Consider the following 26,587-nt stretch of genomic DNA (forward strand, 5'->3'; position numbering starts at 1 on the left):
GGTCAGCTGGTGGCCGCGGTCGGTGCGGGCGTCCACGGCTGGAGCTTGTTGGCCAGCCGGATCTCGTCCACGATCCGGCCGATGATGGTCGTGATACCGAAGTCCTTCGGGGTGAACACGGCGGCGACGCCAGCGGCCTTGAGGGCCTCGCCGTCCGCTGCCGGGATGATGCCACCCACGATCACCGGAACATCCTGCACCCCGGCGCGGCGCAGCCGCTTGAGCACGTCGGGCACCAGTTCGGTGTGGGCGCCGGAGAGGATGGACAGGCCCACGCAGTGCACGTCCTCCGCGACGGCGGCGGAGACGATCTGCTCGGGCGTGAGCCGGATGCCCTGGTAGACCACCTCGAACCCGGCGTCGCGGGCCCGGACGGCGATCTGCTCGGCGCCGTTGGAGTGCCCGTCCAGGCCGGGCTTGCCGACCAGCAGGCGCAGCCGGCCGGAGCCCAGCTCCTCGGCGGTGGCGGCCACGGCGGCGCGGACCTGCTCCAGCTCCCCGCCGGGCTCGGCGGCCACGGCGACCGGGGCGCCGCCCACGCCGGTGGGGGCGCGGTACTCGCCGAACACCTCGCGCAGGGCGAAGGACCACTCGCCGGTGGTGACCCCGGCGCGGGCGCAGGCGAGGGTGGCCGGCATCAGGTTGTCGCTGGTGGCGGCGACGGCCTTGAGCTGCGCCAGCGCCTCCTGGGCGGAAGCCTCGTCGCGCCCGCCGCGCCAGGCTTCCAGGGCGGCGAGGACGGACTGCTCGGAGGCCGGGTCGACGACCATGATGGCGGTGTCGAGGTCGGCCGTGAGCGGGTTCTCCTCGGTGGTGTCGAAGCAGTTCACCCCGATGATCTTGTCCTCGCCGGACTCGATCCGGGCCCGGCGCGCGGCGTGCGAGGCGACCAGGTTGGACTTGAGGTAGCCGGACTCGACGGCCGGGATGACCCCGCCCATCTCCATGACCTTGGCGATCTCCGCCTCGGCGCCGGCCAGCAGCTCGGCGGTCTTGGTCTCGACGACCTCGGAGCCGTTGAAGAGGTCACCGTACTCCAGCAGGTCCGACTCGAAGGCCAGGACCTGCTGGATGCGCAGCGACCACTGCTGGTCCCAGGGCCGGGGCAGGCCCAACGCCTCGTTCCAGGCGGGGAGTTGGACGGCGCGGGCGCGAGCGTCCTTGGAGAGGGTGACGGCGAGCATCTCCAGCACGATCCGCTGGACGTTGTTCTCCGGCTGCGCCTCGGTCAGGCCGAGGGAGTTGACCTGCACGCCGTAGCGGAAGCGGCGCTGCTTGGGGTCGGTGACGCCGTAGCGCTCCCGGGTCACCTTCTCCCAGAGTCGGCCGAAGGCGCGCATCTTGCACATCTCCTCGACGAAGCGCACCCCGGCGTTGACGAAGAAGGAGATCCGGGCGACGACCTCGCCCATCCGCTCGGCGGGCACCTGGCCGGAGTCGCGCACCGCGTCGAGCACCGAGATGGCGGTGCACATCGAGTAGGCGATCTCCTGGACGGGCGTGGCCCCGGCCTCCTGCAGGTGGTAGCTGCAGATGTTGATCGGGTTCCACTTGGGGATGTTGCCGACCGTGTAGGCGATCATGTCGGTGATCAGGCGCACCGAGGGGCCGGGCGGGAAGACGTGCGTCCCGCGCGACAGGTACTCCTTGACGATGTCGTTCTGGGTGGTGCCGGTGAGCTTGGAGACGTCGGCGCCCTGCTCCTCGGCGACCACCTGGTAGAGCGCCAGCAGCCACATGGCGGTGGCGTTGATCGTCATCGAGGTGTTGGTCTGCTCGAGCGGGATGCCGTCGAACAGGGTGCGCATGTCCCCGACGTGGCCGACCGGGACGCCGACGCGGCCGACCTCGCCGCGGGCGAGGATGTGGTCGGAGTCGTAGCCGGTCTGGGTCGGCAGGTCGAAGGCGACGGACAGGCCCGTCTGGCCCTTCGCCAGGTTCCGCCGGTAGAGCGCGTTGGAGTCGCTCGCGGTGGAGTGCCCGGCGTAGGTGCGCATCAGCCAGGGGCGGTCGCGCTTCTGAGGCTCGGTCATCGGAGGCGTCTCACACGTTCCGGAAGCGGTTGATGGCGTCGATGTGCTTGGCGCGGAACTCGGGGTCTGTGACGCCCAGGCCCTCCTCGGGGGCCAGGCAGAGCACGCCGACCTTGCCCTGGTGCCTGTTCCGGTGCACGTCCAGGGCGGCCTGGCCGGTCTCCTCCAGGGAGTAGACCTTGGAGACGGTCGGGTGGATCTTGCCCTTGGCGACCAGACGGTTGGCCTCGAACGCCTCGCGGTAGTTGGCGAAGTGCGAGCCGACGATCCGCTTGAGCGACATCCACAGGTACCGGTTGTCGTACTGGTGCATGTAGCCGGAGGTGGAGGCGCAGGTGACGATGGTGCCGCCCTTGCGGGTGACGTACACCGAGGCGCCGAAGGTCTCGCGGCCCGGGTGCTCGAAGACGATGTCCACGTCCTCGCCGCCGGTGAACTCGCGGATCCTGGAGCCCAGGCGCTTCCACTCGCGCGGGTCCTGGTTGTTCTCGTCCTTCCAGAACCGGTAGCCCTCGGCGGAGCGGTCGATGATCGCCTCGGCGCCCATGGCCCGGCAGATCTCGGCCTTCTCGGGGCTGGAGACCACGCAGATCGGGGTGGCGCCGCCGGCCAGCGCGTACTGGGTGGCGTACGAGCCGAGGCCCCCGCTGGCGCCCCAGATGAGCACGTTGTCGCCCTGCTTCATGCCCGCGCCGTTGCGCGAGACCAGCTGGCGGTACGCGGTGGAGTTGACCAGGCCCGGGGAGGCGGCCTCCTCCCAGGTGAGGTGCTTCGGCTTGGGCATCAGCTGGTTGGTCTTGACCAGGGCGATCTGGGCCAGGCCGCCGAAGTTGGTCTCGAAGCCCCAGATGCGCTGCTCCGGGTCCATCATCGTGTCGTTGTGGCCGTCCGAGGACTCCAGCTCGACGGAGAGGCAGTGGGCGACGACCTCGTCGCCCGGCTTCCAGGCGTTGACCCCGGCGCCGGTGCGCAGCACCACGCCCGCGAGGTCCGAGCCGAGCACGTGGTACGGCAGGTCGTGGCGCTTGGTCAGCGGCGAGAGCCGCCCGTAGCGCTCCAGGAAGCCGAAGGTGGAGACGGGCTCGAAGATCGAGCTCCAGACGGTGTTGTAGTTGACCGCGCTGGCCATGACGGCCACCAGGGCCTCGCCCGGGCCCAGCTCGGGCAGGGCGACCTCGTCGAGGTGAAGGGACTTGCGAGGGTCCTTGTCGCGGCTGTCGAGGCCCGCGAACATCTGCTCCTCGTCCTTGTGGAGCGTGACCGCCCGGTAGGACTCGGGCAGTGCGATTGCCGCGAAGTCGGCCGACGTGGTGTCGGGGCTGAGGATCGCGTCGAGGATTTCCTGCATGGCTGCCTCCGAAGGCGTACCTGTGTGAGGGCACAGGGCGTCTGGGGGAGCCGGGAGCGGACACCGGCTTCGCTGGTACGGGTGGTGGGTGGGCTGGTCAGTTCGGTGCCCGGGGTGGATCGGGCGGGGACTGGCACTGCTCCCGGGGTGTGGGAACGCCGGACGACGGCGCGCCGAGGTGGGGAGCCGCGGCGCCGCGACTGGTGGGTAACAAGCTAGTGGCACCCTGTGCCAGACGTAAAGACACCGGGTGTCACGAATTTGGACAGCCTGGAAAGGCGGCAAAGCGGGCGTGACGCGCGTTGAGCGCGTACGCGAAAGGCCCGCGCCGACGGTTCGGCGCGGGCCTTTCGTAACGCTCTGACCTGCTGTTATTCCCGGCTCAGGACTCCCGGGCGCCGCTCAGTGCGGCTCGGATGCTGTCCACCACCACGTCCAGCGGAGCGTCCGTCCGGGCGACTGTGATGAGCACCTCACCTTGGGGGCTGGCACTCAGTGCGCTCTCCGCCACCGCCTCCCCGGGTGCCCCATTGGCACCCGGTGCCACCACTGAACCGCGGCGTCTGGCACCCGGTTCGCTGGCCGCCCAGAAGGTGCGCCGGATCACCTCGAAGGAGTGGTCCAGCTGCGCCTCCACGTCACCCCGGCCGCCGGCCCGCAGCCAGCGCCGCAGCACGTGGTTGTGCGCCGCGACGACCGCCGCCGCCGACACCTCGGCCAGCATCGAGTCGTCCTCGCCGCCGCGCTGCCAGCCCGAGGGGATCGGCTCGCCGGTGTCGAAGCGGCCCAGCAGGTAGCGGGTGAACAGCCGCTCGTAGCGGGCCACCACGGCGATCTCCCGCTCGCGCAGCGCCGGGACCTGACGGATCAGCTGGTAGCGGGCCACGGACACCCCCGGGGTGGAGGCGTACATCCGCAGCACCTCCTTGATGCCCCGGCAGACCACGTCCAGCGGGTGCTCCTCCGGCTCGGCGCTGGCCAGCAGGTCCGCCACCCGGATCAGGGTGTCGTCGTGGTCGGGGAAGATCGCCTCCTCCTTCGACCGGAAGTACCGGAAGAAGGTGCGCCGGGCGACCCCGGCGGCCGCCGCGATCTGGTCGACGGTCGTCTCCTCGTACCCCTGCGTGGCGAACAGGTCCATCGCGGCCGTGGCCAGGTCCTGGCGCATCTGCTGGCGCTGCGCGGCCGCCCTGCGGCTGCCGGGACCGCCCTCCGGGCCGGCGCCCCCGGTCGAGGGGGCCGTCCGGTCGGTGCCGCGCGGGACTGCGGGGTGCTGCGGGGTGGCTGACTGAACCCGATCCATGTCCGGAACGCTACACGGCCCCGGCTCGGCGCCCGCGGCCCTTCCCCGGCGTACCGGCGTCACCGGGCCCGTCACCGCCGGGCGCGGCCAGCGCGAGGCGACCGAGCCCGGCGCCCAGCCCGGCCCGGCGCCGTACGCCCCCGGCCCGCCCGCGGGCGCAGGGCCGCTGCCGTGCGCCCCCGGACCGCCGGCCGGTCGGCCGGTCACCGGCGCGCGTGGTCGCGGAAGCCGCGGCCGGTCTTGCGGCCCAGGCAGCCCGCCGCGACCAGGTGCTCCAGCAGCGGCGCCGCGGCCAGGCCCGGCTCGCGGAACTCCTGGTGCAGCACCCGCTCGATGGCCAGCGAGACGTCCAGCCCGACGACGTCCAGCAGCTCGAAGGGGCCCATCGGGTAGCCGCAGCCCAGCTTCATCGCGGTGTCGATGTCGTCCACCGTCGCGTAGTGCTCCTGGAGCATCCGCACCGCGTCGTTCAGGTAGGGGAACAGCAGCGCGTTGACGATGAACCCGGCCCGGTCGCCGCACTCCACCGGGTGCTTGCGCACCTTCGCCGTCAGCTCCAGCACCGTCGCGGTGACCTCCGGCGCGGTCAGCACCGTGGAGACCACCTCGACCAGCTTCATCGCCGGGGCCGGGTTGAAGAAGTGCATGCCGATCACGTCCTGCGGCCGCGAGGTGGCGGTCGCGCAGCTGATCACCGGCAGCGAGGAGGTGGTGGTGGCGAGCACCGCGCCCGGGCGGACGACCTTGTCCAGGGCGGCGAACAGCTCCCGCTTCACCGCGAGGTCCTCGGCCACCGCCTCGACCACCAGGTCCACGTCGGCCAGCTGCGCGTACCCGCCGACCGGGGTGACCAGCGCCAGCGCCGCGTCCCGCTGCTCCCCGCTCATCCGGCCCCTGGTCACCGAGCGCTCCAGCGACTTCGCCAGCTGCGCCTTCGCCCGCTCGGCCTTCTCCTGGCTGCGGGCGGCCAGCAGCACCGGGTGCCCGGCCTTGGCGAACACCTCGACGATGCCGGTCGCCATCGTCCCCGAGCCGCAGACACCGACCGTACGGACGGTGCGCCCCGGCACCTTGGGCAGCGCGGGCCCGGTCGCCGCGTCCACGGCCCTGGAGGAGCCCGGCGCCTCGTAGGTGTAGAAGCCCCGGCCGGACTTGCGGCCCAGCAGCCCCGCCGAGACCAGCTGGCCGAGGATCGGCGCGGGCGCGTGCAGCCGGTCGCGCGACTGCTCGTACATCGCCTCCAGCACGGTGCGCGCGGTGTCGATCCCGATCAGGTCGAGCAGCGCCAGCGGGCCCATCGGCAGGCCGCAGCCCAGGCGCATCGCGGCGTCGATGTCCTCGCGCGAGGCGTACCGGGACTCGTACATCGCGGCGGCCTGGTTCAGGTACGCGAACAGCAGGCCGTTGACCACGAACCCGGCCCGGTCGCCGGCCGCCACCGGCTCCTTGCCGAGGTCCCGGGCGAAGGCGGCGGCGTCCTCGGCGGTCTGCGGGGAGGTCAGCACCGTACGGACGACCTCGACCAGCTTCATGCTGTGCACCGGGTTGAAGAAGTGCAGGCCCAGCACCCGCTCCGGACGGGCCGTGGCCGCGGCGATGCGGGTCACCGACAGCGCGGTGGTGCCGGTGGCCAGCACCGTCTCCGGCGGGCAGATCCGGTCCAGCTCGGCGAAGAGCTCCCGCTTCAGCTCCAGCTGCTCGGGCACCTCCTCGATCACCAGGTCCGCCCCGGCGGCGGCCGTCAGCTCGTGCCCGACCTCGATCAGGGCCAGCAGCGCGGTGCGCTCCTCGGCGGTGATCCGCTCCCGCTCCACGGCGTGGGCGGTCCTCTCCTCGATCCGGGCCAGCGCCCGGGCCGCCGAGTCCTCGCCGGCCTCGATGCCGATCACCCGGCGGCCGCTCCTGGCGATCGCGACGGCGATGCCGGCGCCCATCGTGCCGAGGCCGACGACGGCCACGGTGGGGTAGGGACGCTCCATGTCCTGACTCCTAGTCATGAAGGGCCCCGCGCATGCAGCGGCGGGCGGGCCGCCGCACCCGTCGACGGACAGGCGGCGGCCGCCGCCGGAGGAGGGTCCACGCGCGGGGGGCTTGGGGAGGTGACGGGTTCCGGCGACACCGGCCGCGGCCGGTCCGCTCCGGCCGAACTGCGGGTGTGCCGTGGTGCTGCAGGTGCTCAGGCGCTCGGAGGTGAAGGAAGCGACGCTGAAAGCTGAAGCTGAAAGGGGAGTGCACCCGGCCCCGCCGCGGATCGCGGCACCGGCCGGTGAAGGCACCGTGCGAACGCCGAAAGGACACGGCGCCGCGGAACCCGCCGGTGCGGCTCCCGAAGCCCGGCGGTGATGCGTGCGGCCACCATAGCGAAGCTACCGGCCAGTAGGAAGAGGGCGGGAGAAAACCGTTCGGGTCCGACGGCACCCGTTCGCTAGGGTGATCGACGCGGGGGCGGCTCCGCGGCGTGCTTCCTTCTCTCATCTCTCTTATGAATCGAGTGCGCCCACTCTCCGCCCCCGCTTCGTCGTATCCACCCGGGGGAGCAGTGAACAAGAAGACGGCCACCGCCGCGCCCGACACCGTCCTGGACGCCTACCTGCTGCGCCGTCACGCCGTACGGGTCGAACTCGGCGACCGGCCCGAGGAGCCCCAGCCCTGGACGGCCGAAGGCATCGTCGCGCTGGAGGCCGACCTCGCCCAGCGCGGCTACGCCCTCACCCGCGACCTCCGCACGGCCCTCTCCCTGCTGCGCCCCGCCGACCTCGCCACCAAGGGCTCCCGGCTGCTGCGCAAGCTCGACGCCATGCTCGGCGCCGACCGCCGCCACAAGCCGCTCTTCCGCGACTTCCCCAGGGCCGTGCCCCGCCACGCCCACGCCACCTACTCGGCGACGATCCGCGGCTACCTGCTCTGCCAGAGCAGCCAGATCTGCTTCACCTGCCAGCGCAGCAGCCTCGACGCCGGCATCGGCGCCCTCGCCCCCTGCGCCCACCTGCTCTGCGGCGACTGCTACGAGGAGCTGGTCGCGGCCGGCGAAGGCCACAACTGCCCGTACTGCCACAGCCCGCTCGGCACCGAGGAGCGCTACCTCACCCTCGACGCCAAGTCCGCCCGCAACGTCGCCCGCGACCTCGCGCCGGGCAGCCTGATCAAGCCGCTGCGCCTGGCCGGCACGGACGCCGCGGCGGTCGCCGTCGCCGAACTCGCCACCCTGCTCGACCGGCAGACGCCGCTCAGCCCGCAGGACCGCGAGGACCTCGTCCTGCTCCTCGACCACGTCCCGGCGGACCCGGCCACCTGGCTGCCCGCCGAGATCCCCGTCCGCGAGACCCGCGCCACCGTCCTCGCCGCCCTGCTGCGCCGTGACCGCGAGGCCGCGCGCCCCCTGCTCGACGCCCACCTCACCACCGCCACCGACGTGCTACGGCTGATCTGGGCGTGGTCCGGCGCCGAGCCCGACCTGCTGGCCGACACCGCGCGCACCTTCCGCCTGCGCAACCTGCCCCGCCCGCTGCGCCGCGACCTGCTCGCCGTCCTCGACGCGCTCCCGGTCGGCACCCTCGCCGAGGACCTGCGCCGCCACCGCCAGGCGTGGCTGCGCGCCGGCGAACTGCTGCACCCGTACGAGCACCGGGCCCGCTTCCCGTACGCGGCGGCCGCCTTCGCCGTCCTGCGCGAGACCGACGTTCACCACCACGGCCTCGGCCCGCAGCTGCGCGAGGCCCCGGCCCCGCTGAAGGTACGCGAGACGCCCGGCGGCCACACCCGGCTCACCGTCGAGACCTTCGCCGCCCGGGCCGAGCACGCCCTCGCCCAGGGCGACATGCCCGCCGCCGTCCGGCTGCTGGCCACCCGCCCCGGCGAGCTCGTGCGCCGACTGCACCACCTGCTGCGGGTGCACACCGTCTGGTACCCCGGTGAGCCGCTGCCCGCCGAGCTCACGGACGCCCTGCCGGGTGCGCTGCGCGCCGTCGCCCCCGGGCCGCTGCTCGGCGCGTACGGGCGGCTGCGCGCCCCGCGCGAGGAGGGCGAGCGCCGGCTGTACTTCCCGCGAGGCCGCGTCGCCTCCGCACACGCCCGCTTCGACTGGGGCACCCGCGTCCCCGCCGAGCTCAGCGAGCCCGTCTGCGCCCTGATCGAGGCCGAACTGCTGCGCCGCGCCGGGCAGCCGGAGCCCTACGACCTCGCCGTGCTCGACGCCGGGCTCGCCGACCTGGTCGTCCCCTTCGCCGAGCGTGCCAGCGCCAAGACGCTCGTCGCCCTGCCGCGCGGCAGCGTGCAGCCGCTCCCGGACGGGGAGCACCTGCGGCTGTTCGTGCACTGGATGCAGCGCCCGCACCAGCGCGTCGACCTCGACCTGTCCGTCGCCTTCTACGACGAGGACTGGCAGTTCACGGGGCTGTGCGACTACACGAACCTGGTCCTCGGGCCGCGCGCCGCCGTCCACTCCGGCGACTTCACCACCGCCCCGCCGCCGCACGGCGCCACCGAGTTCGTCGACCTCGACCTGTCCGAACTCGACGCGGAGGCCATCCGCTACGCCGTGGTCGTCGTGTTCAGCTACAACGACGTCCCCTTCGAGGACCTCACCGACGCCTTCGCCGGCTTCATGACGCTCTCCCCGACCGAGGCGGCCCGCGTCCGCAAGGGCAGCTTCCGCCCCAAGGAGCTGCGCCAGCGCCTCGACCTCGCCGGGGACGCCCGCATCTGCGTGCCGATGATCGTCGACCTCCAGCAGCGCCGCCAGACCTGGACGGACCTCAACGTCAGCGCCGCCGCCGGGTTCCACAACCTCTACAAGCACCACGAGAGGATCGGCTCCCTCGCCTCGGACGTCCTGCGGCACTTCGCCCCCGGCGCCCGCGCCACCCTCTGGGACCTCGCCTGCGCCACCGCCGCCGCGGGCAGCCCCGAGGTGCTGGTGCGCGACCGCACCGGCCGTACGCTCGACCACTACCGCCGGGGCGCCAACGAGCCGGTGGCCGAGTTCGCCGAGCGCCTGCGCGGCCTGCACGTGAGCGACCGGCGGATCGAGCAGGCACCGGACGACATCGCCCGGCAGATCGCCGAACGCCTCACCGGCGCACGGGCGTTCACGGCCCTGGTGCACGCCGACGTGCCCGCACCGGCCGAGGCGGGCGGCGCGCTCTACCGCCTCTACCCCGGCCCGACCGACGCCGCCCCGGACACCGTGGAGCGACTCACCGCGGGGGACTGGACGGCCCGCTTCGCCCCGAACGGGTGAACGGGCGGACGGGCGTCCAACCGGACCACCCGTAGGGGGAGTTACGACTCCCGGGTGGGCGGGGCAGCATGGTGGCATGACCACGGGAGCCACCGTCCACACCGCCGAGGCCACAAAAGCCGCCGAGGCTTCCGTCGCGCTGCCCCCGCGCGCCGAGCGCGCCGCCCGGGCCGAGGCGGCGGCCGACCGGCTGCGCACCGCCGCCGTCGACGCCCTCGCCGTCACCTGGGTGGACAACGCGGGCATCACCCGGGTCAAGGCCGTCCCGCTCGGGGGCCTGCGGCACGCCGCCGAGTGGGGCGTCGGCACGGCCCCCTGCTTCGACGTGTTCCTCGCCGACGACGCGATCACCACCAGCCCCCTCATCGGCGGCCCCACCGGGGACCTGCGCCTCTACCCCGACCTCGACCGGGCCGTCCCCCTCGCCGCCCAGCCCGGCTGGGCCTGGGCCCCCGGCGAGCGCTACACCCAGGACGGCACCCCGCACCCCGGCTGCCAGCGCCTGTTCGCCCGCCGGACGACGGCGGCCGCCGCCGCGCTGGGCCTCAGCCTCAAGGCCGGCATCGAGGTCGAGTGGGTCGTCGCCCTGGACGGCCCCCCGACCGAGGAGCCGCGCTACCCGACGCACGGCCCCGCGTACGGGATGCACCGGCTCACCGACCTCTCCGACTACCTGCGCGACGTCCTGCGCGCCCTCGGCGAGCAGGGGCTGGCGGTGCTGCAGATCCACCCCGAGTACGCCCCGGGCCAGTTCGAGGTCTCCGTCGCCCCCGAGGGCCCGGTCGGCGCCGCCGACACCTCCGTCCTCGTCCGCCACACGATCCGCGCCGTCTCCGCCCGCCACGGCCTGCGGGTCTCCTTCGCGCCCGTCGTCGAGACCGACGGCGTCGGCAACGGCGGCCATGTGCACCTGAGCCTGTGGCGCGAGGGCCGCAACCTCGGCCACGGCGGCCCCGGCCCGCACGGGCTCACGCCCGAGGCCGAGGGCTTCCTCGCCGGCGTCCTCGACGAACTGCCCGCCCTGCTGGTGCTCGGCTGCTCCAGCCCCGCCGGGTACCTGCGCCTGGTGCCCCAGCACTGGGCCGGCGCCTACCGGTGCTGGGGCCTGGAGAACCGCGAGGCCGCGCTGCGGCTGGTCACCGGCTCCACCGGCGAGCGGGCCTCGGCCGCCAACGCCGAGGTCAAGTGCTTCGACGCCAGCGCCAACCCGTACCTCGCCGTCGGCGGCGTCATCGCGGCCGGTCTCGCGGGCCTGGCGGATGGCCGCCGCCTGCCACCGGAGTTCACCGGGGACCCGGCCGCCGCCGAGCCCGGCACGGTGCCCCGGCTGCCCACCGGTCCCGGTGAGGCGCTGGCCGCGTACGAGGCGTCGGCGGTGCTGCGCGAGGCCCTCGGCGAGCCGCTGTACCGGGCGGTGGCCGCGGTGCGCCGCGCCGAGGCCGAGCGGTACGAGGCCGCCGGCCCCGAGGAGTTGGTGGCCGCCACCCGCTGGCGTTACTGACGAAAAACGCCGATCGGCCACCGGCCGTACGCGCTCCAGCGGGCCCGAACGCTCACCACATCGCTCGTCGGCAAACCATCACTTTTTAACACTCATCTTTTCTGTTGCCTACTGTGACCTGCGGAGTCCTGCCCTCCGCAGTTGGCGAAGATGTGACGATTAGATGACTACCTCTTGCGCAATTAAGCCAATCTTCATTAGCGTCCCGGTCATTCCCTGTGCACCTGCCTCGCCGCAGCTGCCGCATGACGACTCGGGAGGGCCTACCCCTATGAGAGTTCCTCGGATCAGCCGGACCCGGTACGCGGCGGTGGGCCTCGTGCTCGCCACCGCCGGCGCACTCGCGCTGCCGGCCGGCACCGCCGTCGCCGCCCCCGCGGGCGACTCGACGACCGGTCCGCTGCTCAGCTACGTCGTCAACACCAAGGCCAACCACGGCCAGGTGCAGAAGGTCGAGAACGCCGTCAAGAACCTCGGCGGCACCGTCGTCTACTCGTACGAGCAGATCGGCGTCGTCATAGCCCGCTCGAACGACACCAAGTTCGCCGAGAAGCTGCGCCTGGCCAAGGGCGTCGACTCGGTCGGCGCCAGCCGTACCAAGGGCATCACCGCCGCCGACCAGGGCAAGGCGGAGGTCGCCGAGGCGCCGTCCGGTGCCAACGCCGCCGCCCCCGGCCAGGAGCCGTACGAGCCCAACCAGTGGGACATGCGCCAGATCGGCGTCGACAAGGCGCACAAGATCTCGCTCGGCAGCCGCAACGTCACGGTCGGCGTGCTGGACTCCGGCATCGACGCCACCCACGAGGACCTGGCCGCCAACGTCGACGCCTCGCAGTCGGTCTCCTGCATCGACGGCGGCAAGCCGAACACCGACTGGAAGTCGTGGCAGCCGGGCGTCGACGGCGACCACGGCACCCACGTGGCCGGCACCATCGCCGCCGCCAAGAACGGCAAGGGCATCGTCGGCATCGCCCCGAACGTCAAGCTGGCCGCCGTTCGCGTCGTCGACGACAACCAGTTCATCTACCCGGAGTACGCCATCTGCGGCTTCGTGTGGGCCGGTGAGCACCACTTCAACGTGACGAACAACAGCTACTACATCGACCCGTGGATGTTCAACTGCACGAACGACAAGGACCAGGCGGCGATCACCGACGCCGTCCGTAAGGCCGTCGAGTTCTCGCAGCGCAAGGGCGTCCTCAACGTCGCCGCCGCGGGCAACGAGAACATCGACCTGGCGCACAAGACGGTTGACGTCTCCAGCCCGGACGACACCACCAAGACCACCCGCCCGATCACCAACGACTGCCTCTCGCTGCCGACCGAGCTGCCGGGCGTCGTCGTCGTCTCGTCGGTCGGTGTCAACGGCGACAAGGCGTACTACTCCAGCTACGGCAAGGGCGTCGTCACCGTCGCCGCGCCGGGTGGCGACCGCCGCTACCAGATCCCGGACACCCCGGACAAGAACGGCCGCACCCTGTCCACCATCCCCGGTGGCAAGTACGGCTACATGCAGGGCACCTCGATGGCGTCCCCGCACGCCGCCGGTGTGCTCGCGCTGCTGGCCAGCACCTTCCCGTGGGCGAGCCCGGAGGAGCTGACCGAGATGCTGACCAGCCAGGCCGAGTCCCACGCCTGCCCGACCGGGGACTTCAACCCGGGCGGCGCCGGCGACTGGAAGGCCAAGTGCGAGGGTGGCGCGGACGACAACGGCTTCTACGGCGCGGGCATCATCAACGCCGAGAAGGCGGTCCAGTGGTGGCGCTGACGCGCCCGCCGCGGTGACAACCTGACAACCGCAGTGACAACCGCAGTGACAACAGCAGTGACACCTGATCACCGCTGAACCGGGGAGCGGGGCTTCGGCCCCGCTCCCCGGTTCCGTCCTCCGTTCAGCCGTCCTCGTCGAAGTGGTGCTCCCAGACCGTCTCCACCGAGGGCTTGCCGTGCAGGTCCGGCACCTCCCGCAGCCAGGCGGGCCGGCCGGCCCGGGTGCGGGCCGCCTGGCGCCGCTCGGCCTCGCGCAGCTGCTCGGGCGTGGAGAACCCCTCCGGCAGCCACTCCCCGGAGAGCACCACCCGGGCGGCCAGGTGCTCGACGTAGGCGCGGCGGACGGCGGCCACCGAGTCGAAGCCCGGCTCCCCGGCCAGCCACTCGTCGGGCACCAGCGCCAGCACCTCCTCCAGCAACTCCGCGGTCACCAGCGGCCCGAGGTCCTCGTCGGCCAGCCGGACGTCCGGGGCCGAGGCGCCCAGCGCGTGGGCGCTCAGGTCGTAGCGCCGCCCGACCGCCGCCCCGGCGGAGGCCCAGCGGTGGTGGAAGATCAGCGCGGCGCCGTTGTCGATCAGCCAGAGCCGCCCGTGCCAGACCACCAGGTTGGGGTTGTGCACGGTGCGGTCGACGTTGCCGGTGAGGGCGTCCAGCCACACCACCCGCCCGGCCTCGGCGGAGTCCACCGCCACCAGGCCCGGCCGGTAGTCCAGGGCCCCCGGCAGCAGGTCCATCCCGAGGTTGAGCCCGGCGCTGGCCTTGAGCATGTCCTGGATCTCGGTGTCCGGCTCCTCCGCCGCCACCGCCGGGTCGAAGTCCACCAGCCGCAGCTCCGGCACCCGCAGCCCCAGGCGCCGCGCCAGCTCGCCGACGATCACCTCGGCCACCAGCGCCTTGCGCCCCTGCGCGGCCCCGGTGAACTTGACCACGTACGTGCCCAGGTCGTCGGTCTCCACCACCCCGGGCACCGAACCCCCGGCCCGCAGTGGATCGACGTAGCGCACCGCTGTCACCTGATCGAGCACACCGGCCACCCTATCCCGGCGCGTCGCGGCGGCGCCGCTGTGATTGGCTTGCCGCCAGAGCGGTACGGACAGCGGTACCCCACCACACGAGGAGTGCAAGGTCATGGGACAGGTGCAGGCCACCACCGAGCGGGTCTACGACGCGGCCCCCGAGCGGGTGTACGAGGCGCTGGCCGACTACCAGGTGACCCGCCCGAAGCTGCTGCCGGCGCAGTACAGCGAGTACGAGGTGCGGGTCGGCGGCACCGGCGCCGGCACCCAGGTGCACTGGCGGCTGCAGGCCACCGAGAAGCGGGTGCGCGACTGCCTGTTCACCGTCTCGGCGCCGAAGCCGGACCAGCTGGTGGAGAAGGACGCCAACTCCACCATGGTGATCACCTGGACGGTCTCGGCCGTGGGCGAGGGCGGCTCCAAGGTCACCGTCTCCGCCACCTGGCAGGGCGCCACGGGCATCGGCGGCTTCTTCGAGCGCACCTTCGCCCCCAAGGGCCTGAACCGCATTCACGACCAGGTGCTGGAGAACCTCGCCGCCGAGGTCCGCTGACCCGATCCCCGATCCCCGATCGCCGATCGGGACCGGGACCGGGACCGGGACCGGAACCGGAACCGGAACCGGAACCGGGGAATTCGCCCGGGAATTCGACTGACCCGTCCACCCGTACGAGTCGAAAGCCGTACGGGTGGACGGCCCGCCACCTCCGGGTGACGGGACCCGCCCGGCACGGGGGAGCGACCCTAGGCTCGCCGCCGTGCATATGACGATCCTTCACGTTTCGCAGCCGGTGGACGGCGGAGTCGCCCGCGTCGTCGCCGATCTGGTCCGCGGGCAGCGGGAGGCCGGCCACCGGGTCCTGGTCGCCTGCCCGCGCGGGGGCCGGCTGGCCGAGGAGGCGGCCTCGGTGGGCGCGCTGGTCCACGACTGGCCCGCCGACCGCTCCCCGGGCCCCTCGACCGCCGCCGAAGCCTGGCGGCTGCGCCGGATCGTCCGGACCGCCGGGCCCGACGTGGTCCACCTGCACAGCGCCAAGGCCGGCCTGGCCGGCCGGCTGGCCGTGCGCGGCGCGGTGCCCACCGTCTTCCAGCCGCACGCCTGGTCCTTCGCCGCCGTGGACGGCGCCATGGCCGCCGCCACCCTGCGCTGGGAGCGCTGTGCGACCCGCTGGGCGCACCGCCTGCTCTGCGTCAGCGTCCAGGAACGCGCGGACGGCGTGGCCGCCGGGGTGCACGCCGACTGGGCGGTGGTGCCCAACGGCGTGGACGTGCGCCACTACGCGCCCGCCGACCGCCGCGCCGCGCGGATCGCCCTCGGCCTGGACCTCGACGCCCCGCTCGCCGTCTGCGTGGGCCGCCTGTGTCGGCAGAAGGGCCAGGACGTGCTGCTGGCCGCCTGGCCGGAGGCGCTGCGCCGGGTGCCGCAGGCCCGGCTGGCACTGGTCGGCGGCGGGCCGGAGGAGCAGCGGGTCGCGGAGCTGGTCCGGGAGACGGCCGAGCCCTCCCGCGTCCGGCTGACGGGCGACGTGCCGGATCCGCGCCCCTGGCTGGCGGCGGCCGACCTGGTGGTGCTGCCCTCGCGCTGGGAGGGCATGGCGCTGGCCCCGCTGGAGGCGATGGCGGCGGCCCGCCCGGTGCTGCTGACGGACGTGCCGGGGGCGCGTGAGTGCCTGCCCCCGGCGGAGCGCGCGCAGTCGGTGGTCGCGCCGGAGGATGCGGGCGCGCTCGCCACCCGGATGGCGGAGGCGTTGTCCGATCCGATCGAGTGCGAGCGACGCGGTTCCCGGCTGCGCGAGCACGTGGTGGCGCGCCACGACGTGCGGACCGTGGTCGAACAGGTGGACGCGCTCTACCGCCACCTGCTGGGGGCCGGAGGGGTCGTGGGGCGGCGCCGGGCCCGTGTCCCGGAGCGGATCTGATCGTTTCACCTGCTGCGAATGCCCGCCGTGACGGCGCGGTCGTATTCGCACCCTCGACCGGATATTCGGGCGAAGTGGCAATCAGAAATACCTATTAATGGGCGGCTGGAATGAAACGGCAAGTCAACTTCCAGCCGATAACGCCCGGTTCTGTATTGTCTGATTTTGCCTGCTTCGTTTCGATTTCTCACCGGGAATTCGCGAAAGCCGCCAGCGGCAGCAGGTGCCGTCAGGACCGCGCCCACCGGGCCGGGACGGCCGCCCCCCGCCAACCGGCGCAGGGGCGCCGTCGCCCCGGGCACACAGCAGGGGAGTTCGTGCGCTGATGACCATTGACCACGACAGCTTGCCACGCTCAGGCGGGCCCCTGCCCGGCCCCCACCGGCCCGCCACCGGACTGCTCGACCGTCCGGACGGAGCCGTGCGGGCCCGCGCCGTCGCCCCACCGCGCCGCCACCGCCGCCCGGTCCCCTCCCGCTACGCCCTGCCGCTGACCCTGCTCCAGGTCGACGCCGTCGCCCTGTGCACCGCCACGGCCGTCGCCAACCGGGCCATCGACCCGGCCACCCGGCTCACCCCCCTCCTGGGCGTCGCCGCAGTCCTCCCACTCCTGCTCCTGCTCAACCTCACCGGCGGCCTCTACCGCACCCGGCTCACCCTCTCCGTCCTCGACGAACTGCCCGCACTCGCCGTCCGCGCCGTCGTCGCCACCGCCTTCGCCGTCACCCTCGCCGGCTGCCTGGACGGCCGCTGGCCCGACTGCGGACCGGCCACCCCCGCCCGGCTCACCGTGCTGCTCGGCGCCCAACTGCTGATCGCCGCCCTCGGCCGCGCCGTCCTCTACCACCTCGTGCGCCGCATCCGCCGCAGCCGGCCCAACCCCGTCCTGGTGCTCGGCGCCGGCCGCCTCGGCCGCCGCGTCGCCGCCGCCCTCGACGAGCACGGCGAGTACGGGCTGCGCCCCGTCGGCTTCCTCGACGCCGACCCGCCGCTGCTGCCCGGCGACACCGACCTGCCCGTCCTCGGCGGCCGCGAGGCCCTGGAACGCGAGGTCCGCCGCCACCGCGTCCACCACGTCATCGCCACCGCCGGCGCTGCCGACGAGGCCGAGACCGCCGCCACCCTGCGCGAGGCCGCCCGGCTCGGCTGCCAGGTCTGGCTCGTCCCCGCCCTGCGCGAGTACGGCTCCCTGCCCACCGCCCCCATCGCCGGCGGCGACCACCTGTGGGGCTTCCCCTGCCTACGCGTCGGCGCCGCCGCCATGCGCCGCCCCGGCTGGGTCGGAAAACGCGCCCTCGACATCTTCGCCGCCTCCTTCGGCCTGCTGCTCCTCGCCCCCGTCCTCGCCCTGTGCGCCCTCGCCGTCCGTTTCGACACCGGCCCCGGCGTGCTCTTCCGCCAGCAGCGCACGGGCCTGGACGGCCGGGTCTTCACCGTCCTCAAGTTCCGCACCCTGCGCCCCAGCAACGAGCACGAGTCGGCCACCCGCTGGAACATCTCCCAGGACCACCGCATGGGCGCCGTCGGCCGCGTCATGCGCAGGAGCTCCCTGGACGAGCTGCCGCAGCTGTGGAACGTCCTGCGCGGCGACATGAGCCTGGTCGGCCCGCGCCCCGAACGCCCGTACTTCGTCATGCGGTTCAGCCAGGCGTACCCCGAGTACGCCGACCGCCACCGCGTCCCCGTCGGCCTCACGGGCCTCGCCCAGGTCAACGGCCTGCGCGGGGACACCTCCATCGAGGACCGGGCGCGCTTCGACAACCGCTACATCGAGAGCTGGAGCCTCTGGCAGGACGTCAAGATCCTGTGCCGCACCGCGGCGTTGATGCTCCACCCGGACGGGAGCTGACCCGCGTGGCCCTGACCCTTCCCGCAGTACCGAGCCCAGCGTCGTTACGGAGGACCCTCGCGGCGGCCGCCGACCGGCCCAGCCTGCTGGCCGCCGCGACCGTACTGCTGGTCTGCGTGCCCACCGGCGAGAAGGACGTCACGGCCGCCGTCCACATCACCGCCGCCGACCTCGCCTCCCTGGCACTGGTCGCGCTCACCGCCGTCAACCTGCTGCGCGGGCGGCTGCCCGCCGTCAGCCGCGGCACCTGCGTGCTGTTCGCCGGGATCGTGGCCGCCGCCGCCGTCGCCACCGTCGGCTCGATCGACCCGGCCACCAGCGTCACCGGCTTCGTCCGGCTCACCCAGGTCTTCGTCCTCGTGCCCGCCTCGGTGCTGTGCTCGCTGCGCGACCGCACCGACCAGCGGCTCGTCCTCGGCTCCTTCGTCCTCGCCGCGCTCGTCGAGGGCGCCGTCGGCGTCCACCAGTACCTCACCCGCACCGGCGCCTCCTACACCGGCCAGCCGATCCGCGCGGTCGGCACCTTCGGCGCCCTGGACGTCATGGCGATGTCCACCGTCGTCAGCTACGGCCTGCTCGCGGCCCTCGCCCTCGCCCTCGGCGAACGGCGGCCCGGAGGGGACGCACGGCTGCGCCGGGCGATGTTCGCCGCCGCCGCCTTCCTCGCCTTCCCCCTCGCCGTCTCCTTCAGCCGGGGCAGCTGGATCGCCACGGGCCTCGCCGCCACCGCCCTGCTGCTGCGCGCCGACGCGCGCCTCCTGGTGCGCGGCGCCGTCCTCGGCCTGGCCGCCGCCGTCGTCCTCGTCGGCGGGATCGGCCTCGGCGCCTCCGGCGTCACCGCACGGATCAGCTCCATCGGCTCCGTCTCAGCCGCTCCCGACCAGTCCGTCTCCGACCGCTACGACCTGTGGTCCACCGCGGGCCGCATCTGGCAGGACCACCCCGTGCACGGCGCCGGCCCCAAAGCCTTCCAGCAACTGCGCGACTCCCACGCCCCGCTGAGGCTCTCCTCCGGCAGCGACACCTCCGACTCCACCGGCGGATTCCAGCGCGAACCGCTGCTCTCCCCGCACAACATGTACCTCCTGGTGCTCAGCGAGCAGGGCCTGATCGGCATCACCGCCTACGCCGCCCTCTTCCTCGGCCTGCTCCTCGGCTGCCTGCGCAACCGCAGCGGCCTCGGCCTCGCCGCCCTCGCGCTGCTCGCCTGGCAGCTGATCGACTTCCTGTACGCCGACATCGGTGGCACCACCACCGTCCTGACCTCCGTCGTCTTCGGCCTCGCCGCCCGCGCGGCCGTCCGCGAGGTGACCCCGTGAACACCGAAGGGCCCACCGCACTCGCCGCCTCCCTGCCGGCCCCGCGCACCGCGCCCGAACCGCCCCCCGGCCCCGGCCGGGCCCCCCGCGGCGGCTTCCTCGCCAAGGCGTTCGGCGTCACCGCCGTGCTCAGCGCCGCCGGCTCCGGCCTCGGCCTGCTGCGCGACCTGCTGCTCGCCCGCTACTTCGGCGCCAACCAGGGCACCGACGCCTTCCTCGTCGCCTGGACCGTCCCGGAGACGGCCGCACCGCTGCTGATCGAGGACGCCATGTCCTTCCTCATGGTGCCCGCCTTCGCCCTCGCCCTGGTGCTGCGCGAGGAGGACCCGGACGCCCCCGACCCCGTCCGCCAGGTCGTCCGCGCCACCCTGCCCTGGCTGCTCCTCGCCCTCAGCGGCCTCTCCCTGACCGTCGCCCTCGGCGCCCCGCAACTCGTCACCCTGCTCGCCCCCGGCCTGCACGACCCGGCCCTGGCCGTCACCTGCACCCGGATCACCGCCGTCACCGTGCTGCCCTTCGGCGTCGCCGGCTACCTCGCCGCCGCCCTGCGCGCCCACCACCGCTTCACCGCGCCCGCCGGCATCTACGTCGCCTACAACCTCGGCATCCTCGCCGTCCTCCTCACCGGCCAGGCGTACCTGGGCGTGCGCTCCGCCGCCCTCGGCGTCGCCGTCGGCAGCCTCCTGATGGCGGGCCTGCTCGTCGTGCCCTTCCTGCGCCGCCTGCGCGAGGGCGGCGGCGCCGGCCGCGGCCGGCGCAAGTCGTCGGACACGCCCAAGGCACTCGTCCTGATGCCGCTCGCCCTGCTGCCGATCGCCTCCTTCACCCTGACCCGGCAGTCCCAGGTCTTCGTCGAGCGCTACCTCGGTTCGGCCCTGCCGCCCGGCACCATCTCGCACCTCAACTACGCGGCCAAGGTCTCCCAACTCGCCATGACCGCGGGCATCCTGATCGTCACCGTCACCTTCCCCCTGGTGGCCAGGGCGCTCGCCGCCGGAGACCTCACCGCCGCCCGCGACCGGGTCGAGAAGGACCTCGGCCAGGCCGCCGCCGTCGTCCTGCTCGGCACCTCCTTCCTGATGGCCTGCGCCCCCTCCGTCGTCGCCCTGCTCTTCCAGCGCGGCGCCTTCGGCCCGCAGGACACCGAAGCCACCGCCGAGGTCATCCGCGTCTACAGCTTCGGCCTGCCCGCCCAGGCGCTCATCGGGGTGATGATCCGCCCGTACTTCTCCCTGCGCCCGGTGGTCCGCACAGCCGATGACCCGCGCACCGAGCCCGGCGGGCGGCGACTGCTCGACTGGTACCCCGTCGGCGCGATGCTGCTCGGCCTCGCCGTCACCGTCACCGTGGGCCTGCTCACCACCGGCCGCTTCGGCGCCCTCGGCATCGCCGCCGGCAACGCCGCCGGGATCACCACCACCGCCGCGCTGCTGCTGCACGGGCTCGTGCTGCGCGGCATCCCGCTGCGGCTGCGCCGGGTGCTCGGCGGCCACGGCCGGCTGGTGGGCGCCGCCGCCGGGGCCACCGTCCTCGGCACGGCCGCCGCCGGCCTGAGCGCCGACCCGCTGCTCGCCACCCTCCTCGGGGGCCTCACCGTGGCGCTGGCCTTCGCCGCCCTCGGGGCCGTCCTCGGCGCCCGCGAGGTGCGCGGCCCCGTCCTCGCCGCCCGGCGCGTCGTGAGCCCCCCGAGGACCCCGTCACTGAGGACCCCGCCAACCGCCGCCGACGAAGGGAAGCGTCCCCATGGACACTGAACGGGGAACAGTCCGTTCGGCCCGGACGGGTACCGCCGACGCCCGGAGCCCCCGGGCGCACCTGCCCCGCAGCCGCAGCCCCCTCGGCGAACCGGCCGTCTGGGGCGCCGGATCGCCGTGGATCCTGATGTACCACTCCGTCGCCGTCGAACGCGAGGACCCGTACCGGCTCACCGTCAGCCCCGAACGGTTCGCCGAACAGATCGCCTGGCTGCACCGGCACGGGCGGCGCGGCGTCTCCGTCCGCGAACTCATCCGGGCCCGCGCCCTCGGCCGCGACGACAAGCTCGTCGGCCTGACCTTCGACGACGGCTACGCCGACTTCGGGCGCTACGCCGTACCGATCCTGCACGCCTACGGCTTCACCGCCACCGCCTACGTCGTCGCCGACCTGCTCGGCCGCGACAACGGCTGGGACGCCGACGGCCCCCGCAAGCAGCTCCTCACCGTCGAGGAGGTCACCGAACTCGCCGCAGCCGGCTGGGAGATCGGCTCCCACGGCCTCGGCCACAAGGCACTGCCGGGCCTGCCCGCCGAGGAGCTCGCCGTGCAGACCCGGGAGAGCCGCCGACTGCTCGAGGAGGTCGTCGACGGCCCCGTCACCGGCTTCTGCTACCCGTACGGCGCCGTCGACCTGCCCGCCACCCTGGCCGTGCGCGACGCCGGCTACGACTACGCCTGCGCCATCGAGCACTCCGCGCTCACCGGCCCCTTCGCCCTGCCGCGCTGCTACGTCGGCGACCGGGACGGGGGCCTGCGGCTGCGCGCCAAGAGGGGCCGCCAGCGCCTGCGCGACCTGATGACCGGGATGCGCCGGAGGGTCGGGCGGTGAAGGTCCTGCACATCGTCACGGGCCTCGCCTCCGGCGGCGCCGAGCGCCAGCTCCACCTGCTGCTGCGGCACCTGCCCGCCCACCAGCGGTGCGAGGTGCTCGCCCTCACCAACCCCGGCACCGTCGCCGCCGCCCTGCGCGCCGACGGCGTGACCGTCCACCACCTCGGCATGCGCGGCAACCGCGACCTCGGCGCCCTGCCCCGGCTCGTGCGCCTCGTCCGCGACGGCCGCTACGACCTGGTCCACACCCACCTCTACCGGGCGCAGCTGTACGGCCGGCTGGCCGCCCGCCTGGCCGGGGTGCGCGCCGTGGTCTCCACCGAGCACTCGCTGCACGCCGGGGTGATCGAGGGCCGCCCCGTCACCCGGGGCGTCAAGGGCCTCTACCTGGCGGCCGAACGCCTCGGCAGCACCACCGTGGCCGTCTCCCGGCAGGTCGCCCAGACCCTGCACTCCTGGGGCGTCCCGCCCGCCCGCGTCGAGCTGATCCCCAACGGCATCGACACCGCCCGCTTCTGCCGCCCGCCCGCCGAGCGGGCCGCCGCCCGCCGCCGCCTCAGGGCCGAACTCGGCCTGCCGCAGGGGAGTTGGGCGATCGGCGGGGTCGGACGGCTGGTGCCGGGCAAGCGCTTCGAGGTGCTGGTCGAGGCGCTCGCCGCACTCGACCCGGCCAGCCGGCTGGTCCTGGTCGGCGAAGGCCCCGAACGTGCCGCCCTGGAACACCGGGCCGCCGAACTCGGCGTCCGGGAACGGCTGGTGCTCACCGGCGAGCGCGACGACGTGCCCGAGCTGCTGGCCGCCCTGGACGTGCTGGCCGCGCCCTCCACGAGGGAGACCTTCGGCCTCGGCGTCCTCGAGGGCCTGGCCGCGGGCCTGCCCGTACGGCACAGCGCCTGCCCCGCCCTCGACGAACTGCCGCCCAGCGCCGCCCCGCAGGCCCGCCGCATCCCCTCCGAGCCCGCCGCGTACGCCGCCGCGCTGCGCGACCTGCGGCACGTGAACGACCACAGCGCCGACCCGCTGCCCGCCCCGCCGGCCGTCGGCCACTACGACATCGCCCGCGTCGCCGCCGACCTGGGCGCCCTCTACGACCGGCTGGCCCGCGTCTGACCGCCCCCGCCGGTACCGCCGATCCACAGTCAAGGAGCCACACCCATGACCACAACGCGCCGAAGCGCCCGCCGCCTGGTCCGCCGCTGGTGGCCGGTGGCGCTCGCGGTGCCGCTGGGCGCCGCGGCCGGCGCCGGGTACGCCGCCGTCTCGCACCCCTCCTACGCCGCCAGCGCCTACGTGCTCGTCGTGGCGCAGAACCCGGGGGAGGCCGCCACCGCGACCAACTTCGCCCAGGCGTACGGTCGGCTGGCCGGCCAGCCGCAGGTGCTCGCGGTCGCGGCGGCCGAGACCGGCCACAGCCGCGCCGAGATGGAGGCCCTGGTCCACGGCACCACCTCCCCCGACGCCCCGATGATCGAGATCACCGGCACCGGCGGCCAACCCCAGGAGGCCGCCCGGACCGCCGACGCGGTGGCCCGCTCGCTGGTCTCCTTCGCCAACGCCAGCAGCAAGGACACCAACGTCCGCCTGGTGACGCTCGCCCCGGCCGCCGAGCCGGACAAGCCGACCACCCCCTCCGGAAAGCTGGACGTCGCGGTGGGCGGCGCGGCCGGGGTGCTGATCGGCGCGCTGGTGATGATGACGCGCCGCCGCCCGGGGACGGGGGATGCGCAGGCCGTCCCGGCGGAGGAGACGCCCGAGACGCCCGAGGCCGCCGCGACCCCGAGCACCCCGCGCCCGCGCTCCGAGGAGCAGCCGGCCGGGAAGGCCGCGGCTGAGGTGAAGGCGGAACCGGAGACCGGGGCGAAGGACGAGACGAAGGGCGACGCGAAGGGCGAGACGAAGGGCGAGGCGAAGGGCGACGCGAAGCCCGACCCGAGGACGAAGCCCGCCAAGGAGAAGTCCGCGGCGGGGAGCGCGCGATGAGCAGCACCGAGACCCGCCGGGAGGCGGCCCGCGTGCCCGCCCCGTCCACGGCCCCCTCTCGGGCCTGGACCACCGAGCTGCGCCGCGAGGACGACGCCCTCGACACCCTCGCCGGGGAGTGGGACGACCTCGCCGCCCGCTGCCGCACGGCCACCTTCTTCCAGGCCGCCGACTGGCTGCGCTCCTGGTGGAACCACTACGGCCGCCCGGGCGCGCTGGTGGTGGTGCTGGTCCGCCGAGACGGCCTGCTGGTCGGCGCCGGCGCCTTCCAGCGGCGCGGCGGGCCGCTCGGCGGCCTCACGGGCCTCGGCGACGGCCTGGTCGACTACAGCGACGTGCTGCTCGACGACGACTGCGCCGACCGGGCCGCCTCCGAACTCGCCGCCGCCCTGCCGATCACCCGCCCCTGGCAGTTCCTGGAACTGCGCGAGGTGCACCCCGAGGCGGCCGTGCAGCGGGTGTACGCGCACTGGCGCGGGCGGCGGCGCCGCTACGAGGACTCGCTCTGCCAGTACCTCCCGGCCGTCCCGATGGACCGGCTGCTCAAGCGGGTGCCCGGCAAGACCGCCCAGCGCAGCCGGGTGAAGCTGCGCAAGATCGCCGAGGCCGGGGTGAAGGTCCGCTCCACGCCGGTGGAGGAGGTGCCGGAGGCCCTCGAGGGGCTGCTGCGGCTGCACATCCTGCAGTGGAGCGAACGCGGCGTCACCCCCGAGCACCGCACCGAGCGCTTCGCCCGCCACCTGACGGAGTCCACGATCGCCCTGGTCCGCAGCGGAAAGGCGGCCGTCCACCAGTTCCACCTCGACGGCCAGCTGGTCGCCGTGAACCTGCTGCTGCTCTGCCCGGCCCGCAGCGGGCTCTACATGTACGGCGCCCACCCGGTGCTGCGGGACCGCCTCGACATCGCGGGGCTGCTGTTCAGCGCGGCCCTGGACGAGACGGTCGGCGCGGGCATCCCGGTGTTCGGACTGCTGCGCGGCCAGGAGCCGTACAAGCAGCGCTGGCGCCCGGACCAGCTCCCCAACCAGCGCCTCCTGCTGGGCCCCGCCGGACCGGCGCCCGCCGCCACCGCCAGGGCCGCCGCGATCCGCACCCGGATCGCGGCGGTGCACCAGCTGCGCACCCGCTTCCCCCGCCTCAAGCAGGCCCTCCTGGCCCGCCGCCGCAGCTGAGGGCACCTCCGCTCAGCGCCGGGCGGGCTTGGAGGTCGCGGTCGCGCCGGGCGAGGTGCCCGGCGCGACCGGTGCCGTCGGCGTGGCGGGAGCACTCGGGGTGGCCGGTGCGGTCGGGGTGCTCGGCGTGCTCGGTGCGGTCGGCGCCGGGGGAGCGGTGGGGACGGTTGCGGGGGCGCCCTTGGAGCCGGTCATCAGCTGCCGGAACCGCGCGGCCGAGCGCGGGTTGCGGTCGCACTGGAAGAAGCCGTGCGGGCAGTAGTCGGTGACGGTCTGGTAAGCGGTGTCGTGGGTGCGCATCCACTCCACCATCCGCTGCACGAAGTCCGGGTTGTCGCCGTTGCGGAACAGCCCCCACTCCGGGTACGAGACCTGCTTGCCGCGCTTCGCCGCGAACTCCACCTGGTCCTGGAGGCCGTACGGCTCGCGCACGTAGTCGTCGAAGCCGGCCCCGGCCGGCTGGTCGTAGCTGTCCATGCCGATGATGTCGACCACGTCGTCCCCGGGGTAGCACCGCGTCCACGGGATGGCGTCCAGGCCCCGGTTGGGAGTGAAGTCGAAGCGGAACCGCTGCCCGGGCACCGAGCGCATCACCCCGACGACCCGCCGCCAGTACGCCTTCCAGGCGGAGGGGTCGGGCTTGCAGCGGTGGGTGTAGGTGACGCCGTTCATCTCCCAGCCCAGGGTGAGCACGGTGTCCGCCCCGCCGAGGGCGACGAGCCGGTGCGCGAGCCTGAGGAAGTGCCGGTCGAAGTCCCCGCGCGCGCCCTGGGCGAGCAGCCTGGCGACCTCGCCGTCCGGCACGTTCGCCTCGTTGGGCACCAGCATCGGCACGCCCAGGACCAGCTGCCGGGAGGGATCGGTCAGCCGCCACTGCGCCCACAGCCCGAGGACCACCGGATCGCCCTCGACGTCGCTCCAGCCGTTGCCCGCCAGATAGGTGTGGCCCACCTGGAGGTTGGCGTCTCCGAGCCACTGGGCGTACCGGCCGATCTGGGGGATGTAGTTGTCCCAGGAGCCGACGAAGGCGCCGAACGGTGGCTCGTGGTTCGGCCGCTGCACGGTCGGGCGGGAGGCGGCCCCGCGCGGCTCGAAGGTGTCGGAGGAGAGGCTGTGCCGCTCCGGTGCGCTGAGCGGCGTCCCGGCCGGGACGCTGGCCGTGGCCATCAGCAGCAGGGCGGCGGCGGCCAGCGTCAGACGGCCGATGCGCATGGTCTCTCCTCCGGGCGGCGCGGTGGGGGCGGTACGGGCGACGGTGCGGACGGACCGTGATGACCCGCTCGCCGACAGTAGGGCCGGAGGGCGTCGGAAAAGCCGAATGTCACTCTAAAGTGGGCGATATTCGAACGCCGTCTGCCGCAATGCGCCGACCGGTGGACGCCGTGGGGGTCGTGTATCAGATCTGTAACGGTCCGGCGAGCCGATCCCGGGCCGAGCCGGACCGCGTCCGCGCCCGGCCCCGGCCCCGACGGCGCAGGTCGGCGGGTGGGCGCGCGGGGGCGGCGCACCCGGCCGGGCGCGCGACGGCGGGCGGCCGCGGCACCCGATTC

At 74.0% G+C, this 26,587-nt stretch carries 18 protein-coding genes; 12 read left to right on the forward strand and 6 right to left on the reverse strand.

Going from position 1 to position 26,587, the window contains the following annotated elements; all coding sequences use genetic code 11:
• Positions 1 to 2 precede the first annotated feature (2 nt).
• The 4 genes from IH61_RS0116710 to IH61_RS0116725 form a co-directional block, all read right to left on the reverse strand.
• Positions 3 to 2,033, reverse strand: coding sequence for a protein meaA (locus IH61_RS0116710; RefSeq protein WP_031070393.1), 2,031 nt, complete (start codon positions 2,031 to 2,033; stop codon positions 3 to 5).
• A gap of 10 nt (positions 2,034 to 2,043) precedes the next feature.
• Entirely contained in the window at positions 2,044 to 3,381 is a 1,338-nt protein-coding gene (gene ccrA / locus IH61_RS0116715; RefSeq protein ID WP_031070395.1) for a crotonyl-CoA carboxylase/reductase, read from the reverse strand.
• A 382-nt stretch (positions 3,382 to 3,763) separates the two neighbouring features.
• Positions 3,764 to 4,684, reverse strand: a complete 921-nt coding sequence (locus IH61_RS0116720; protein ID WP_031070396.1) for a TetR family transcriptional regulator — start codon at positions 4,682 to 4,684, stop codon at positions 3,764 to 3,766.
• 203 nt (positions 4,685 to 4,887) lie between these two features.
• On the reverse strand, positions 4,888 to 6,663 hold the full coding sequence (locus IH61_RS0116725) for a 3-hydroxyacyl-CoA dehydrogenase family protein (RefSeq protein ID WP_031070398.1): 1,776 nt from the start codon (positions 6,661 to 6,663) through the stop codon (positions 4,888 to 4,890).
• 560 nt (positions 6,664 to 7,223) lie between these two features.
• Between IH61_RS0116725 and IH61_RS0116730 the strand changes: the two genes are divergently transcribed.
• The 3 genes from IH61_RS0116730 (at position 7,224) to IH61_RS0116740 (ending at position 13,192) form a co-directional block, all read left to right on the forward strand.
• Positions 7,224 to 9,923, forward strand: coding sequence for an MXAN_6230/SCO0854 family RING domain-containing protein (locus IH61_RS0116730; protein ID WP_051837219.1), 2,700 nt, complete (start codon positions 7,224 to 7,226; stop codon positions 9,921 to 9,923).
• Between the two features lie 76 nt (positions 9,924 to 9,999).
• Positions 10,000 to 11,424: a glutamine synthetase family protein gene (locus IH61_RS0116735; protein WP_078911153.1), complete on the forward strand. Its 1,425-nt coding sequence runs from the start codon at positions 10,000 to 10,002 to the stop codon at positions 11,422 to 11,424.
• Between the two features lie 271 nt (positions 11,425 to 11,695).
• On the forward strand, positions 11,696 to 13,192 hold the full coding sequence (locus IH61_RS0116740) for a S8 family peptidase (RefSeq protein ID WP_051837221.1): 1,497 nt from the start codon (positions 11,696 to 11,698) through the stop codon (positions 13,190 to 13,192).
• 124 nt (positions 13,193 to 13,316) lie between these two features.
• On the opposite strand, the gene IH61_RS0116745 is transcribed toward IH61_RS0116740, so the two are convergent.
• Entirely contained in the window at positions 13,317 to 14,219 is a 903-nt protein-coding gene (locus tag IH61_RS0116745) for a HipA family kinase (RefSeq protein ID WP_051837239.1), read from the reverse strand.
• A gap of 103 nt (positions 14,220 to 14,322) precedes the next feature.
• Here IH61_RS0116745 and IH61_RS0116750 point away from each other — a divergent pair, with 103 nt between their 5' ends.
• From IH61_RS0116750 to IH61_RS49580, 9 genes are all read left to right on the forward strand, one after another.
• Entirely contained in the window at positions 14,323 to 14,763 is a 441-nt protein-coding gene (locus IH61_RS0116750) for an SRPBCC family protein (protein ID WP_031070409.1), read from the forward strand.
• Between the two features lie 211 nt (positions 14,764 to 14,974).
• Positions 14,975 to 16,129: a glycosyltransferase gene (locus IH61_RS0116755; protein ID WP_031070411.1), complete on the forward strand. Its 1,155-nt coding sequence runs from the start codon at positions 14,975 to 14,977 to the stop codon at positions 16,127 to 16,129.
• A 325-nt stretch (positions 16,130 to 16,454) separates the two neighbouring features.
• Positions 16,455 to 17,978 (forward strand): sugar transferase, encoded by a 1,524-nt coding sequence (locus IH61_RS0116760; protein ID WP_031070412.1) that lies wholly within the window; start codon positions 16,455 to 16,457, stop codon positions 17,976 to 17,978.
• A 5-nt stretch (positions 17,979 to 17,983) separates the two neighbouring features.
• The gene (locus tag IH61_RS0116765) at positions 17,984 to 19,297 is read left to right on the forward strand and encodes an O-antigen ligase family protein (protein WP_031070414.1); all 1,314 of its coding nucleotides are present in this window, start codon (positions 17,984 to 17,986) and stop codon (positions 19,295 to 19,297) included.
• Positions 19,294 to 21,051, forward strand: coding sequence for a murein biosynthesis integral membrane protein MurJ (gene murJ, locus IH61_RS0116770; RefSeq protein ID WP_051837223.1), 1,758 nt, complete (start codon positions 19,294 to 19,296; stop codon positions 21,049 to 21,051). The genes IH61_RS0116765 and murJ overlap by 4 nt, the downstream gene beginning before the upstream one ends.
• Complete coding sequence (locus IH61_RS0116775; protein WP_324607602.1) at positions 21,041 to 21,883, forward strand: polysaccharide deacetylase family protein; 843 nt, start codon at positions 21,041 to 21,043, stop codon at positions 21,881 to 21,883. Before murJ ends, IH61_RS0116775 begins: the two co-directional genes overlap by 11 nt.
• Positions 21,880 to 22,995 carry a glycosyltransferase gene (locus IH61_RS0116780; RefSeq protein WP_037972886.1) on the forward strand — a complete coding sequence of 372 codons (1,116 nt, stop codon included), beginning with the start codon at positions 21,880 to 21,882 and terminating at the stop codon, positions 22,993 to 22,995. Before IH61_RS0116775 ends, IH61_RS0116780 begins: the two co-directional genes overlap by 4 nt.
• A gap of 45 nt (positions 22,996 to 23,040) precedes the next feature.
• The gene (locus IH61_RS42915) at positions 23,041 to 23,865 is read left to right on the forward strand and encodes a Wzz/FepE/Etk N-terminal domain-containing protein (RefSeq protein ID WP_051837225.1); all 825 of its coding nucleotides are present in this window, start codon (positions 23,041 to 23,043) and stop codon (positions 23,863 to 23,865) included.
• Complete coding sequence (locus IH61_RS49580) at positions 23,862 to 25,037, forward strand: GNAT family N-acetyltransferase (protein ID WP_051837227.1); 1,176 nt, start codon at positions 23,862 to 23,864, stop codon at positions 25,035 to 25,037. The genes IH61_RS42915 and IH61_RS49580 overlap by 4 nt, the downstream gene beginning before the upstream one ends.
• 12 nt (positions 25,038 to 25,049) lie before the next feature.
• Here IH61_RS49580 and IH61_RS0116800 read toward each other — a convergent pair whose 3' ends face one another.
• Entirely contained in the window at positions 25,050 to 26,249 is a 1,200-nt protein-coding gene (locus tag IH61_RS0116800; RefSeq protein WP_107057160.1) for a glycoside hydrolase family 26 protein, read from the reverse strand.
• Positions 26,250 to 26,587: the final 338 nt, after the last annotated feature.

It is taken from the genome of Streptomyces sp. NRRL WC-3742, from assembly GCF_000720635.1.
Classification (GTDB): Bacteria; Actinomycetota; Actinomycetes; order Streptomycetales; family Streptomycetaceae; genus Kitasatospora.